Raw genomic sequence first — 13,673 nt, forward strand, 5'->3', positions numbered from 1 at the left:
CGCTTCGGGCGCTCCCGTCGGGAAGGCGCTGCGCTCGATGGGACGGAGCAGCGGGCAGACTTCATTCCCGCGAGAGGTACACCGCGAGAGCCTCGCGCCAGTCGCGCGGGGTGAAGCCCGTCACCTCGATCTTCGCCAGGTCGAGCACGCTGTTCAGCGGCCGGACGGCGGCCTGCGGCTTGTCGGCGAAGTACTTCTCGGTGCTGGTCCGGCCGACGTCGTCCGCCGACCGGCCGCGGGCCTCGAACACCGCGGCGGCGACGTCCGCCCACGACGCGGGCTCGCCGGAGTTGGTCAGGTTGTAGGTGCCGAACGGCGCCCGGTTGTGGAGCAGGTGCTCTATGGCCGCGGCGAGGTCGGCGGTGAACGTCGGCCGGCCGATCTGGTCGTCGACCACGGTCGGCGAGATCCCGCGGTCGGCGAGGCCGGCCATCGTCCGCACGAAGTTGCCGCCGTCCCCGACGACCCACGTCGTCCGCACGACGTAGCGCCGCGACGCGGTGGCAGCCTGCGCGTCGCCGTCGGCTTTGCTCCGCCCGTACACCGACAGCGGCGAGGGCTCGAGGTCCTCGGGAATCGGTCCCTGGTGCCGCCCGTCGAACACGTACTCGCTGGAGATATGCACGAATACCGCGCCCGCCGCCTCGGCGGCCCGGGCCAGGTGGCCGACGGCGTCCACGTTGACCGCCCGGACGGCGGCCAGGTTGGCCGGGTCCTCCGCGGCGTCGACGGCGGTCCAGCCGGCGGCGTTGACGACCGCGTCGACGCCCGACCAGTCGTAGGCCGCGACGGCGTCGGCGTCGGTGACGTCCAGCGCGGCCCGGTCGAGCGCGACGGCGTCGGGGAACTGCTGCCGCAGCGCCCGGCCGAGCTGGCCGTTGGCGCCGACGACGACGATCGTCACTGGCCCCGCGCCGCGTAGGCCGCCTCGACCTGCTGCTTGAGCGGGCCCCACCACGCCTCGTTCGCGCGGTACCAGTCGACGGTCGCGGCCAGCCCGTCGCGGAAGTCGGTGAACTGCGGCTTCCAGCCCAGCTCGTCCCGCAGCTTCGAGGCGTCGATGGCGTAGCGCAGGTCGTGCCCGGCGCGGTCGGTCACCGAGTCGAAGGCGTCGCCGGGCTGGCCGAGCAGCTCGAGGATCAGCGAGAGCACCTCGCGGTTGTTCTTCTCGCCGTCCGCGCCGATCAGGTACGTCTCGCCGCTGCGACCGCGTTCGAGGATCGCGTGCACCGCCGAGTTGTGGTCGTCGACGTGGATCCAGTCGCGGACGTTCTCGCCGGCGCCGTACAGCTTCGGCCGCAGCCCGGAGAGCACGTTGGTGATCTGCCGCGGGATGAACTTCTCCACGTGCTGGTAGGGCCCGTAGTTGTTCGAGCAGTTCGAGATCGTGGCGTGGATGCCGAACGAGCGGACCCAGGCGCGCACCAGCAGGTCGGAGCCGGCCTTGGTCGAGGAGTACGGGCTCGACGGGTTGTACGGCGTCTCGGGGGTGAACCTCTGCGGGTCGTCGAGCTCGAGGTCGCCGTAAACCTCGTCGGTGGAGATGTGGTGCAGCCGCACGCCGTGCTTGCGCACCGCCTCGAGGATCGTGAACGTGCCGACCAGGTTGGTCTGCACGAAGGGCGAGGGGTCGGCCAGCGAGTTGTCGTTGTGGCTCTCGGCGGCGAAGTGGACGACGACGTCGACCTGCGGCACGAGGCGGTCGACGAGCTCGGCGTCGGCGACCGAGCCGCGCACGAACTGGATGCGGTCGCGCACCGGCGCCAGCGACGCCTCGTTGCCCGCGTAGGTCAGGGCGTCGAGGACGGTGATCTCGTGCTCGGGGTGCTCGCGGAGCGTGTAGTGGACGAAGTTCGCGCCGATGAAGCCGGCCCCACCGGTGACGAGCATGCGCATCGTCGGACGAACCCCCTGCTCACGGAACGAACTGTCGGCTTCGACAGTAGCCGCGACGCGGCCAGGAGCCGCCCCGCTCGACCCCTGCGGGTGAGGGCCCCGCTCGGCGGACAAGCCTCAGCCGGCGCGGCGGCCGAGGGCCCGGTAGGTCCAGCCCGCGGCGACCCACGCCTCGCGGTCCAGGGCGTTGCGCCCGTCGAGCACCCGCTTCTGCTTGACGATCTCGCCGAAGGCGACCGGGTCGAGGCTCCGGTACTCCTTCCACTCCGTCAGCACGAGGACGGCGTCGGCGCCCTGCGCGGCCTCCTCGGCGGTGTCGGCGTAGTCGAGCTGCGGCCACTGGCGGCGGCTGTTCTCCACGGCAGCCGGATCGGTCACGCGGACGACCGCGCCCTGCAGCTGCAGCTGGGCGGCGACGTTGAGCGCCGGGGAGTCGCGGATGTCGTCGCTGTCGGGCTTGAACGCCGCCCCCAGGACGGCGACCCGCTTGCCCAGCAGCGAGCCGTCGCAGACCTCGCGGGCGAGTTCGACCATGCGGATCCGCCGCCGCATGTTGATGTTGTCGACCTCCTTGAGGAAGGTCAGCGCCTGGTCGGCACCCAGCTCGCCGGCGCGAGCCATGAAGGCGCGGATGTCCTTGGGCAGGCACCCGCCGCCGAAGCCGAGGCCGGCGTTGAGGAACTTGCGGCCTATGCGGTCGTCGTAGCCGATGGCGTCGGCCAGGAGCTTCACGTCAGCACCGGTGGCCTCGCACAGCTCGGCCATGGCGTTGATGAAGGAGATCTTGGTGGCGAGGAAGGAGTTCGCCGCCGTCTTCACCATCTCGGCGGTGGCGTAGTCGCTCTCCACCTTCGGGGTGCCCCGCTCGACGATCGTCGCGTAGACCTCGTCGAGGAGGGCGCGGGCGGTGTCGCCGTCCTGGCCCGACGGTAAGCCGTAGACCAGGCGGTCGGGGTGCAGGGTGTCCTCGACAGCGAAGCCCTCGCGGAGGAACTCGGGGTTCCAGGCGACCAGGGCGCCGGGCACCTTCGAAGAGACCAGGTCGGCCAGGCCGGCCGCCGTCCCGACCGGGACGGTGGACTTGCCGACGACGAGCTCGCCGGGAGCCAGGACGTCGAGCAGCGACTCGACGGCGTCCTGGACGTAGTGCATGTCGGCGGCGTACTCGCCGCGCTTCTGCGGCGTCCCGACGCAGACGAAGTGGATCTGCGAGCCGGCGGCGTCGGCGAAATCGGTGGAGAAGCGCAGCCGGCCGGTCTCCAGCGTGCGGGCGAGCAGCTCCTCGAAGCCGGGCTCGTAGAACGGCGCCCGCGCCTGGTTGAGCGCCTCGGTCTTGGGCTGGTCGACGTCGATGCCGACGACCTCGTGGCCCAGCTCCGCCATCGAGGCCGCGTGCACGGCACCGAGGTAGCCGCAGCCGATGACCGAGATCTTCATGAGTGCTCCGCTTTCGTCGGGTGGCCAGGGACCACCCGTGCCCCAATGGCGCGATCAGGCGCCGTGTCACCCCGGACGGTAGAGGCACACCAGACCGTCAGCTACCTGCACGGAGGCCCCTCACCCGGCGCTGGTGCGGGCTTCCTCTCGACAAGGGACGGGCGGGCGCTGCGCGGCCGCCGTCGACCGTCACCGAATCGTGGCCATGCGGGTGGTTGGGAGCGGCGTACCGTGGGGAGTGATCCAGGGCACGCGGACGACGGGGAGTCCTCACTGTCCACGCCGGCGTCGAGCAAGGGCACCGGCCGTCACGTCTGAGGGACGGCTATGAGCTGGGTCCTGGTGGTCATCGCGGCATGGCTGCTGATCGCGATCGCGCTCGGCATCGTGCTCGGGCGCGCAGTCCGTCACGCCGACGAGCGAGCCGCGCTCACGAGCGCCGCGCCGGAGCCGAACGTCGTCATGGACGAATCCACGCGTGCCGGGGCGTCGGACACTCGGCAACAGCACCACCTGCCGGCTGCTCGCCGCCCGCTGAACCGCCCGCGCAGCCCGTCCTCCAGGCCCTCGGCACGCGGTCGGTCGTCCCGCCGCGGCTGACCGACGCCGGCGCGATCACCCGGCGGGGTGATCGACACGGCTGGGCTGCCCCTCCACCGCCGTACGCTCGTGCGGACTGTCGGAGTACGGGGGCTGGCGTGAGCGTGCACGAGACCGGCGAGCAGGAGTACTACTCCGCGGAACCGGAAGGTCGTCGACCTCTGCGCCGGGTCCTGATCAGCCTGGGCGTCCTCGGGCTGGTGCTCGCGCTCGTCGCGGGCGGCGGGTTGTGGTTCCTGACCAACCGGTACGCCGGCAACATCGACCGGGTCGCCGACGTCTTCTCCGGCCTGGACGAGGACTCCCGCCCGGCGCCCGCGACACCCGCGGAGCCGGCCGGCGACGACCCGGTCACCTTCCTGCTGGTGGGCTCCGATACCCGTGCCGAGCTCGAGCCTGGCGAGACGCCCGACGGCCGCTCGGACGCGATCATGATCGCCCGCTTCACCGCCGACCGGCAGCACGCACAACTGATCTCGATCCCCCGTGACTCGTGGGTCGACATACCGGGACACGGGATGAACAAGATCAACGCGAGCTACGCCTTCGGCGGGCCGACGCTGCTGATCCAGACGGTCGAGCAGCTCACCCAGGTGCGCATCGACCACTACGTGACCATCGACTTCGACGGGCTGATCCAGGTCACCGACGACCTGGGAGGCGTGGACGTCGTCGTCGCCGAGACGAGCACCAACGGGCCGTACACGTTCGAGGCCGGCGAGAACCACCTCAACGGCGAGCAGGCCCGTTGGTACCTGGCCCAGCGCAAGGGACTGCCCGGCGGCGACTTCGACCGGGTGCGGCGCCAGCAGCAGTACCTGCGGTCGATGTTCAGCAAGCTGTTCAGCTCAGACACGTTCACCGACCCGGGTCGGCTCGACGCTGCGCTGCGGGCGGTGACCGGCGCGACGACCGTCGACGACACCCTCGGCAACACCGACCTGCTGGCGCTGGCCTACTCCCTGCGCAACGTAACGCCGTCGAGCGTCGAGTTCTTCACCGCACCGGTGCTCGGCACAGGCATGGAGGGTGCGGCGAGCGTCGTGTACCTGGACGCGGTCACCGGCGAGCGGATGTGGACCTACTTGCGCACCGACTCGCTCGCGCAGAACGCAGCCGAGTTCGAGCAGCAGGCGCTGCCCGAAGTCCCGCGCTGAGCATCGCCCTGTTTCCGCCGGTGGAGCGGGCGACTCAGCGACCCTTGGTCAATTCGTACTCGATCCGCCCGTCGCGATAGGCGCGGAGCTCTTCGGCGGCCGCTCGTGCGGCGGCTTCCTCGAGATGACCGCCCGGGTCGGCGAACAACGTGCGCCAGGTGGCGTCTCTGCGAAGGCTGGCGACGAGCACATCGCCCTGGCGCTCGACACCCGTCCAGGGGGGCGCCCCTGACCCAGCCAGGACGAGCAGCGGGCTGACCGGAAGAGGCACCCCGCGGCTGGCGAGCAGCTTGCCGATCTGCCGCGCACCCTCACGCGCCTGGTTCAGCTTGCCGGGAAGGTCCGGAACATCACGCAGACCGTTGCGGCGGCCGAAGGTCGCCTTGACCTCCACGGCGAAGCAGCCGCTCTGCGCCAGCACGACATGATCGATGTCGCGGTGCTCGAACGAGATCCCGCTGATCACGGCGAACACACCAGGAGCCTTATGCAGCTCGTCGCCGACCATCGCTTCGAACGCACGCCCCAGGCGGGGAAGCGCACTGCCGTCGGCGATCGCGAGCAGGACCAGTATCAGCACCATGAGCATCCCGACGTAGACGCCCAACACCAAGCCGACGAGGAACTGCGAATCGCGTACCACCCATGCGAGCAGCGCCCCGGACGTCGCGAAGGCGACGATGACGACGGCCAGATCGGGCCAACGCGTCTGAAGCACGCGCCGGCGAGCGCCGCGTAGCTCGCGGTCCAACCACGAGGCCCTGCGTCTACGACGGCTCGCCCGCCAACCTGCCAGCGACCATCGACGCCGACTCCGAGTGGACCGCACAGCCTTCCATCGGCCGGTTCGCCGCCGAGCCTGAGCCGCTCAGGAGTGGGCGGCGCCCTCTGCGCGGCCGGGGAGCTGCTCCGGCAGGTCGAGCGTGTGCTCGTCGGCGGAGCGGCGCAGCGCCCAATCGGCGGGCAGGACCAGACGGGGTGCCACACCGACCAAGACCGCGATCAGGAACGAGACGCCGGCTAGTGCCTCGCCGGACTCCTCGACGAAGGTCGCCGCAGCGGCCCAGTTGCTCGCATAGCCCACGGCCCCCGTCACCGCCGAGGACACGGCGGAGAGGCCCACCGAGGCGGTTGCGTAGAAGGCGAGGACACCGAGCATCCGGCGCCGGTCTCGGCGCTCGGTGCGACTCAGGAAGGCGAGCCCGGCCAGGACGACCAGAGCGGCACTCACGCTGAGGACGAGCGCCCCCGTGTCACCGACGGCCGCGGCGGCCGTGCCCATGACGTCGGAGTGGACGGTGCTGCCGGCCTTCACCGCGGCGATCCCACCGGCGACCAGGCCGACGGCGAGCCACCAGGTGCGGCGGCCGGGGATGCTTCCCGCCCCGGCGACCGCGGCCAGGGCGGCCGCGGCGAACAGGGCAGCCACGAACAGCCGGGGCAGCGACCACGGCGCGTCCATGGACAGGAGGTCGGCGGCTTGGCCCGTGAAGCCGTTCAGGCGGCCGACATAGCCGACGGTCTCGAGGGCGACGGCGACGCCGAAGAGCGCGACGCCGATCGGCGGGACGGGGAGGGTGCGGCGGCGGACCCGCGCGGTCGCCCGCGCTTCGGCAGAGAGGCGCCCGTCAACCACGGCCGTTCGCAGCTCACGCTCGTCGGCCAGGCGCATGCCGCGGCCGAGGAGGACCCCGAGCGCGACAGCGACGACGATCCAGGCGGCCAGACCGCCGAGCACCCATAGCCACCACACGCCTTCACCATCGGCAGTGGGAGCGGTGACTGTGACCATGCGGTCGCAGTTCCCTCGAACGAGGCAGCCGCGCTGCGGCGCGCCGGTCGGTCAGTGGGCGGCCGACTCCCCCGCCGCAGCAGTCCCTGCCGTCCCTGGCACGCGCAGCTCGGCGAGCCGGCGCAGCAGCGGGAGGAGCGTCTCGACGATCACCTCGCCGGCTTCCTCGTGCGCCTCGATGGGCTGGTTGATCGGGTCCCAGACGTCGTCGTCGGTGCGCGTGGCCGCTCGTCCCGGGCGCGCATCAGCCATGGAGCGCACCAGGGCGCGTGCCCGGTCGGCGAAGCCGTCGCCGCCGAGGTCGCTGTCCTCGCCGAGCAGGGAGATGAGGGCGGCCGCTTCCCGCAGGGTGAAGGTGCGGGCCAGCGCGCGCGGGGCGAGGCCGAGCACCTGGTTCCGGTGTGCCCGGGTCATCGTGAGGACGAGGTCGGCCACAACCGGGAGTTCCTCGGTCAGCTGGCGGGCGCGAAAGTCGCCAGCCTCCACGCCGTAGCCCCGGAGGACGAGCGCACTGTCCGGGTGCATGGCCGATCCGACGACGGCACGGGTGCCAGCGCTGGTGATGGCCACCTCGCCTGCCCCGTCGCCGAGCGTCTCGTCGAGCCAGGCGCGGCCCAGCCGCTCGGCGAATGCCGACCGGCAGATGTTGCCGGTGCAGACGAGGAGGATCCGGAAGGGATCTCTGCTGACCGTCGACACCTGCCCAGTGTCGGCGAGCGGTTCAATTCTCGTCCGGTCGACCTACCCGCCAGGGTGACCAGTGACGGGCCGGTCCGTTCAGCAGATTCTGCCCGCGTGGCGGACGGTGACCGGCAGGTGCCGCTCCGTAGAACTACGGGCATGACCTGGCTACTTCTCGTCGCGTTCGCCTGGACGGCGTTCGCGCTGCCGGTTGGCCTGCTGCTCGGCCGGGCCATGCGGGTGGCCGACCGCCGCGACGACGCCGCGAGGCTGGAGAGTCGGGTCCCGGACTTCATCCCCGCCGAGGTCTTCGTAGCGGTCGCCGCCCAGCAACGCCGCTACTGACACCGCTGGCGGTCACAGTCGGTCGACGGCGTCGCCGCGAGCAGACCCGGGTGTCGGAGACCGAGGCACCGTTGAGCGCACCTCGGACGCGTCACCCCACACTCGGTGTGTGGTGCCCATTCACAATTCGACACCATTCAACGCCGAGTGACGTCCCGCCCTCCAACGGGCTCTGGATGCGCCGCTTCGTCGAATCAAGGGTTCCGCTACGGTAGCCACCCCGGTTCGAGAAGGGCTACCACGTGCGAACCATCGAGGTACGTCGCCGCGACGACATCCCGCGCCTGGCTTGGGCGGTCAGGGTCGACTTGGACAGCGGGAACGCGCTCGCCACCATTGGCCCATGGGTCGAGTCTCGACCCGATGCAATATTTGAGGGCGCATGGTGCGGCGATGTTCTGGAAGCCGATTTCAGTAATTCCTATTCATTCACAGGAAGCGGCGCGATCATCCGCGGGGATGACATCGTGATCGTATCGCCGTGCCATACGATCGAAGCAGTCTATTCAGTGCGGGGTTCTCGCTCGCTTCACTTCTCCAACTCGATTGCTTTCCTGCTCCAGGAAGCAGGAGCGTCCCTTGACTTGAATTATCTGGATTACGAAGCGGACGCGCTTAGCATCAGCAAAGGGCTCGGTCTCTACCGCAGGACATGGCCCCTCGCGGAGGGGCGCGAGATGGGGGTCCACTACTACTGCAACCTCGTCGTAAGTCCCAAGGGCGGGATTCGCGAGGAGTCAAAGCCAAAACCAAGTCCAATGACCAGCTTTCTTGAGTATCGGCAGTTTCTCAGCGACGTTGTCGCAGCAGTGCACCAGAATGCCACGGACGCGCGACGCGCGCACCAATACCATCCGTTAGTCTTCTGTTCGAACGGATACGACTCCTCGACATGTGCTGCACTTGGTCGCGAGATTGCCTGCGACGAGGCTGTAGTGTTTGAGTCTAAGAACAAGAGTCGGTCCGATAGTGGTCGCCGAGTCGTCGAGGCACTCAACTATTCGACGATTCACGAGATGGAGGAACTGGCCTACCGCGAGCGAAGAGATGCCCACCTATTCGTCGCGACGGGAGAGCTAGGAACATCGATATACTTCGCGGCGGCAGCTGACGAACTACAGGGCAAGTTGGTGCTGTCAGGCGTTCACGGCGACAAGATGTGGGACCGCGCCGCTCGGGTCAACGACCAGATCTACCGCTCGCCATACCCGGACACCGCCCGTAAAGAGTTTCGTCTCTGCACCGGTTACACCATGCTGGCGCCGGCATTCCTGACGGTTGGCCGCATGCAAGACATCGTCAGCATCTCCAACTCGGCCGACATGACGCCCTGGACACTCAACAACGACTACGACCGACCTATCCCTCGCCGTATCGTTGAGGAGGCTGGGGTCCCTCGGAACCTGTTTGGCCAGCATAAGGACGGCGGGGCCGGGAGTTCACTCCGTTTCGGCACTCTGGCGCAGTTGCGCCGAGTCATGCCGCACGCCAGTTTCGAGGAGTTTCTTCCCTATCTTCGCGCAGCACGGAGGAAACGGAAGAAGATGAATACTCGTTTCGCCAAGAGGGCCGTCGCCTACCTCTTCTTCTTGGCTGCCGTTTTGCTAGACTTTCGCGGCCTCAAGGCCCCGGCGCGCCTTGTCTGGAGGTGGCCCACGGCCTACCAATGTAGCGTGTTCGCTCCCTCCTATCTGTTCCCTTGGGGAGTTAGCGTATGCGCACAATCCTATCGCGATCCGGCTACCGACAACCGCTCCTAGTGGCGGCGGGATAGCTGAGCTGACGACGACTCGATCAGCAACACGGACACTCATGGATAGGAGGGATGGCTACCCTTGTAACCCTTCGATCAAGCTCAAAGGATCAACCCTTCCCCCTCGGCGCTTGGCGTACACCGGCAACGTCCCCCACCAGCTTCCGCGGGCGCGGCGAGAACGTCAAAGTCTCAGCCGCGCGAACCGATCGCGGAGGACGCCGGACTATCTGTTCCCTCCACGGCGCACGCTCGCCGGCCGTTTCCCTTTTACATGAGCCTGTGATGCGGCAGATCGCACTCGTCCAGGCCGCTCCGCCGCCCTGCCCGCATCCACGCGGGAAGACGCCCAGCCGACGAGAACCAGAGGTAGGCAGAAGTAGAAGCTTGCTTGAGAGACGGCGAGCCACGAATACAATGGCGACATTAAGAGCCAGACGGAAAGTAGCGCGACGCCGTATCGCGTGATCGGGCTACTCGACCGCTCCCTTAGCCTCCCCAACACTCCTGCTGCGCATCCCACTGCGGCGCCAACGAGTACGACCAGCAAGACGCCGCCTACAGCCCAAAGGTGTGCCCAAGTGGGCAGGATCTGGTCCTCGCTTCCTCCAGCCCCATAGATGAGCGCGTTGTATGCACGTGTGCCTGAAACCGCTCGGAGCGAGTCCGAAACACCAGGTACTGGCGACAGCACCTCGGCAACCAGGGATACCGGAGGGAACGACTCGGGGCTCTCGGCGACGACCGCTGCGAACTGAGGAGCCTGGCCATAAACCTGCAGGGTATCGGCCAAGGACGGACCAGTGGATGGCATTTCCTGACGCAACGCTGCCGGCATCTGGGCCATGCTCCGATATCGACCCCACAGGAGTAGGAGCCAGGCAACCAATGCGCCCGAGAGCGCTACTAGTTTCCAACGGACCGTACGCCGCTCGTCCCCTCTGAGCAGAAGGACGGCCACCAAGGGTGCGGCGAGGGCAGCACGATTCAACCCATACGTCCCCAGTACCAATAGGCCAACGAGACCTGTCCCGCCGACCGCGACAACGCTACGGAAGCGCGATCCTGTTGCCCAGCGCACCAGCAACATCCCTACACCGACTGCCAGGAAGGGGCGCGCGAGAGCAGAGAACAAGGCGGCCGATCCCGCCACCTCCGCGGCGCTAACGTCCCCAAGCCAATACGTCATCAAGGCAGACGGATTCGGAAAGCGAACCACCATGGCCACCGCCCCGACGAGTACAGCAGCCCAGGCGAGACGCACGTCAACAAGACGGCCAAGCGGGGGGCGGTGAGTTGCTGCGGTGGTTCTCGGCGCGGGCGAGGTCAGCCGCAGGCCAACAGCGACAGCGGCGAAGTATGTTCCCGCTAGCGCACTCATCAATATGAGAGGCGTGCCCCGTTCGATCGGTCGGAAGTCCGGGTCCGACACCCCACCAACGAGCATTGAGCCGTACACAGCGGTTGCGCTGACCAGGGCCAGCAGACCGAGCCACTTGGCAGGCGTAAACCCATGGCTTCCTCCGCGGCGCTCGCCCAAGATGGCAATGAAGAGCGCAGATCCGCTCATGAGAAGACTGGCGTAGTAGATGTCCGGGGCTGGCTCACGATCCATCATCCCGAGAACCAGCAGGAAGGAGAACCAGGCCAAGCCAAACGCTCGACTGGCGAGCCAAAATGGATCGCCCTTTCGGGCCGGTACGTCCCTTGGCGTCACCCTCGTCACCACGGTTGGTAGCTCACGTGAGCTCATGACCCCACCGCTACGACGAGTGAGCCTGGCGGCCCCGCTGGCATGAGGCCCGACATCTGCGCCAGCCAACGATTCTTCTCTCGGGTATCTACTCAAGCTCTCACGCTACTTGTGTTGATCTCGGTACTCCGCCTTAAGCGGAGGACGGCCCAAGACAATACACCGATAGATACGGTATAACCCGCAACATGGGCCACGGCGAGACCCAGCGCACCCGCCGCTGGGACGGTAGGCCAATAGACCAATGCCGCCACCGTCGCCAGCACCACATCGCTGACCACCCAAGCCCGGATGTGCCCACCTGCAAGTGCGACTGCACCGATGGTCTCGTTCATGACCACGGGCACGATACCGGCAAGCATCACGAAGAAGACGGCAGCAAAGTCCCCGTAGTCATGCAACCAGGTATCGAACAAATAGGGCATAACCAGTGAGACAGCTAGCGCGCAAAGCGCGGCGACAGCGGAGGGCATTACTGTCGAGTCCCGCCGAGAGATGTCGGGCCGACCACTGCTAAGGAGCGGCACGAGCACCGTCGTCAGCGCCGCCGGGATTACCGACGCTCCTAGCGCGATGCGCAGAGCGACTGCGAAGGCGCCATTAGCGGCTGCGCCGCCTGGCTGGCTCATCAACCACGCCGAGCCGCCCCAGAACGACACCTGGACCATCAGTGAAGCGAAACCAGAACTCGAGCCGATGCGCATGACATGGGCGAGCTTGGCGCGGGCGTCAAAAGACCTGGCATCCAGTCGCAGCAGACCGCGATAGCGAAGGTAGAGAAGCGTGCCAATAGCAACCCCACACTCCGTGAGGAGAACGGGGATTGTCGTCTGCCTAAAATCCCCGGAGAGAGCACCCGCCACGGTTGCGGCCGAGATGCTGATCGAACGCAGGGCTAGAACAAGCGCGGCCGACGAGAACCACTGCCTACCAACCAGGATTGCCTGTGCGATGGTCGACACACCGGATGCCATCGCCCAAGCTACTATCCCGACTGCAAGCCAGACGTCAACTGTACTCGCCACAGAACCTACGTCGAACAGTTTGATGACGACGATGCTTACCGCCGCAATCACGGCGGACGTGGTCGCCGTCGTCCCGATGACGACGGTGGCGAACGCCCCGGCGTCCGGCTTTTCCGTACGTGCAATCTCGCGGCTGACGATCGGCGCGATCCCCAATTGTCCCACGCCCGCGCTCAGTCCGACCGTGGCGAGGATGAAGGCATAAGTGCCGTATCCCCCTGCACCTAGGAGGCCGGCAGCACCAATGACTGACAGCATGGTCACGGCTCGTGCAACCAGGGTGCCAGCAAGCGTCGATGACGCGCTTGTCAAGACCAGCCGGTTTCTATCGACGAAAGTAGCCGCGGCGCGGCGCCCACGCCTAAGCATCCGTCACTGCCGATCCCGGTCGCGATTGCCGTGCAGCCTTGTCGTACCCGGGCTCCAAGATCCCGTAATAGCGCGCGTACTGCGCCAACCTCCACCTAACTATCGCGGCACTTACGCTGGCCACTGACATACCGAGGGCGCGACCCAGCCGATACTGTCCTCGCGAGATGGCTGCAACGTGCGCCCCATGTGGCGCAGCACCCCTACTCATCTGATTTGCGTGGACTCTATAGAGGAGAAGCCTCTCGGGGAGAACGGCGACGCGTCCGACCATCGCCATTCGCAGCCACAGATCGTAATCTTCCATCTGGCGGAGGTCTCGTCTGTACCCCCCTACCTTTTCATAGGCCGATCTCCGGATCATCACAGACGGGTGCACGAGTCGGTTTTTCACCACAAGCGCACGACGCGCGTCATGGGTGGCGGGCGCCAAAGACTCGCCAACGACCCGACCACTACTATCTATAAGACTCGCCGCTGTGCCGACAACCGAGGCGTCAGCGTTGGACTCAAGGTAGTTCTGTAAGGTGCTAAGTCGAGCCGGCGCGGACACGTCATCCGCGTCCATCCGGGCGAAGTATTGACCCTTTCCCGCTACTGCTGCCGCCTTCAAGGCGTTAGACAAGCCTGTGCGATGAGGGTTGACCAGTATCTTCACTCGCCTGTCCCGAATCCACGCCGGTTGGCCCTCCGCTCTCGCGCCATCCAGAACGAGGATGAGCTCGAGATCCACATCCTGTTGATCCAAGATGGACTCAGCCGCCTCGGTCAACCACCGGTCGACAGATATCGTGGACATGAGAACGGAAACGTCAGGCACAGCGCGCCCCAAAGACTCGAGGGGAAGGCTGCGCCTGGTCATGCT

General features: G+C 67.3%; 12 protein-coding genes. 4 read left to right on the top strand and 8 right to left on the bottom strand.

What is annotated here, in order from left to right; all coding sequences use genetic code 11:
* Positions 1 to 61: 61 nt before the first annotated feature.
* The 3 genes from ACI78T_RS06600 to ACI78T_RS06610 all read right to left on the bottom strand — a co-directional run bounded on the left by ACI78T_RS06600 (position 62) and on the right by ACI78T_RS06610 (position 3,333).
* Positions 62 to 904, bottom strand: a complete 843-nt coding sequence (locus ACI78T_RS06600; RefSeq protein WP_456557281.1) for an SDR family oxidoreductase — start codon at positions 902 to 904, stop codon at positions 62 to 64.
* Positions 901 to 1,896: a dTDP-glucose 4,6-dehydratase gene (gene rfbB / locus ACI78T_RS06605; RefSeq protein ID WP_456557282.1), complete on the bottom strand. Its 996-nt coding sequence runs from the start codon at positions 1,894 to 1,896 to the stop codon at positions 901 to 903. The genes ACI78T_RS06600 and rfbB overlap by 4 nt, the downstream gene beginning before the upstream one ends.
* A 117-nt stretch (positions 1,897 to 2,013) precedes the next feature.
* The gene (locus tag ACI78T_RS06610) at positions 2,014 to 3,333 is read right to left on the bottom strand and encodes a UDP-glucose dehydrogenase family protein (protein WP_456557283.1); all 1,320 of its coding nucleotides are present in this window, start codon (positions 3,331 to 3,333) and stop codon (positions 2,014 to 2,016) included.
* Positions 3,334 to 3,660: 327 nt separating this feature from the next.
* Here ACI78T_RS06610 and ACI78T_RS06615 point away from each other — a divergent pair, with 327 nt between their 5' ends.
* A complete protein-coding gene (locus ACI78T_RS06615) occupies positions 3,661 to 3,933 on the top strand; it encodes a hypothetical protein (protein ID WP_456557284.1) in 273 nt (90 codons plus the stop codon).
* A gap of 98 nt (positions 3,934 to 4,031) precedes the next feature.
* The gene (locus ACI78T_RS06620; RefSeq protein WP_456557285.1) at positions 4,032 to 5,090 is read left to right on the top strand and encodes an LCP family protein; all 1,059 of its coding nucleotides are present in this window, start codon (positions 4,032 to 4,034) and stop codon (positions 5,088 to 5,090) included.
* A 34-nt stretch (positions 5,091 to 5,124) separates the two neighbouring features.
* On the opposite strand, the gene ACI78T_RS06625 is transcribed toward ACI78T_RS06620, so the two are convergent.
* The 3 genes from ACI78T_RS06625 to ACI78T_RS06635 all read right to left on the bottom strand — a co-directional run bounded on the left by ACI78T_RS06625 (position 5,125) and on the right by ACI78T_RS06635 (position 7,581).
* Positions 5,125 to 5,808, bottom strand: coding sequence for a nuclease-related domain-containing protein (locus tag ACI78T_RS06625; protein WP_456557286.1), 684 nt, complete (start codon positions 5,806 to 5,808; stop codon positions 5,125 to 5,127).
* 150 nt (positions 5,809 to 5,958) lie between these two features.
* Positions 5,959 to 6,882: a hypothetical protein gene (locus tag ACI78T_RS06630; protein WP_456557287.1), complete on the bottom strand. Its 924-nt coding sequence runs from the start codon at positions 6,880 to 6,882 to the stop codon at positions 5,959 to 5,961.
* Positions 6,883 to 6,933: 51 nt separating this feature from the next.
* Positions 6,934 to 7,581: an arsenate reductase/protein-tyrosine-phosphatase family protein gene (locus ACI78T_RS06635; RefSeq protein WP_456557288.1), complete on the bottom strand. Its 648-nt coding sequence runs from the start codon at positions 7,579 to 7,581 to the stop codon at positions 6,934 to 6,936.
* Positions 7,582 to 7,722: 141 nt separating this feature from the next.
* Between ACI78T_RS06635 and ACI78T_RS06640 the strand changes: the two genes are divergently transcribed.
* Complete coding sequence (locus tag ACI78T_RS06640) at positions 7,723 to 7,908, top strand: hypothetical protein (protein ID WP_456557289.1); 186 nt, start codon at positions 7,723 to 7,725, stop codon at positions 7,906 to 7,908.
* Between the two features lie 242 nt (positions 7,909 to 8,150).
* The gene (locus ACI78T_RS06645) at positions 8,151 to 9,668 is read left to right on the top strand and encodes a hypothetical protein (RefSeq protein WP_456557290.1); all 1,518 of its coding nucleotides are present in this window, start codon (positions 8,151 to 8,153) and stop codon (positions 9,666 to 9,668) included.
* A gap of 1,838 nt (positions 9,669 to 11,506) precedes the next feature.
* On the opposite strand, the gene ACI78T_RS06650 is transcribed toward ACI78T_RS06645, so the two are convergent.
* Together ACI78T_RS06650 and ACI78T_RS06655 are read right to left on the bottom strand one after the other, a co-directional pair.
* Entirely contained in the window at positions 11,507 to 12,703 is a 1,197-nt protein-coding gene (locus ACI78T_RS06650; protein WP_456557291.1) for a hypothetical protein, read from the bottom strand.
* A gap of 97 nt (positions 12,704 to 12,800) precedes the next feature.
* Positions 12,801 to 13,670, bottom strand: a complete 870-nt coding sequence (locus ACI78T_RS06655) for a glycosyltransferase (protein WP_456557292.1) — start codon at positions 13,668 to 13,670, stop codon at positions 12,801 to 12,803.
* Positions 13,671 to 13,673 lie beyond the last annotated feature (3 nt).

This window comes from Blastococcus sp. SYSU D00922 (genome assembly GCF_054050495.1).

Excerpts from the sequence above, each read along its gene's own strand:
- ACI78T_RS06630 (WP_456557287.1), bottom strand. The coding sequence starts at position 6,882 with ATGGTCACAGTCACCGCTCCCACTGCCGATGGTGAAGGCGTGTGGTGG.
- ACI78T_RS06655 (WP_456557292.1), bottom strand. The coding sequence starts at position 13,670 with ATGACCAGGCGCAGCCTTCCCCTCGAGTCTTTGGGGCGCGCTGTGCCT.
- rfbB (WP_456557282.1), bottom strand. The coding sequence starts at position 1,896 with ATGCGCATGCTCGTCACCGGTGGGGCCGGCTTCATCGGCGCGAACTTC.
- ACI78T_RS06640 (WP_456557289.1), top strand. The coding sequence starts at position 7,723 with ATGACCTGGCTACTTCTCGTCGCGTTCGCCTGGACGGCGTTCGCGCTG.
- ACI78T_RS06615 (WP_456557284.1), top strand. The coding sequence starts at position 3,661 with ATGAGCTGGGTCCTGGTGGTCATCGCGGCATGGCTGCTGATCGCGATC.
- ACI78T_RS06610 (WP_456557283.1), bottom strand. The coding sequence starts at position 3,333 with ATGAAGATCTCGGTCATCGGCTGCGGCTACCTCGGTGCCGTGCACGCG.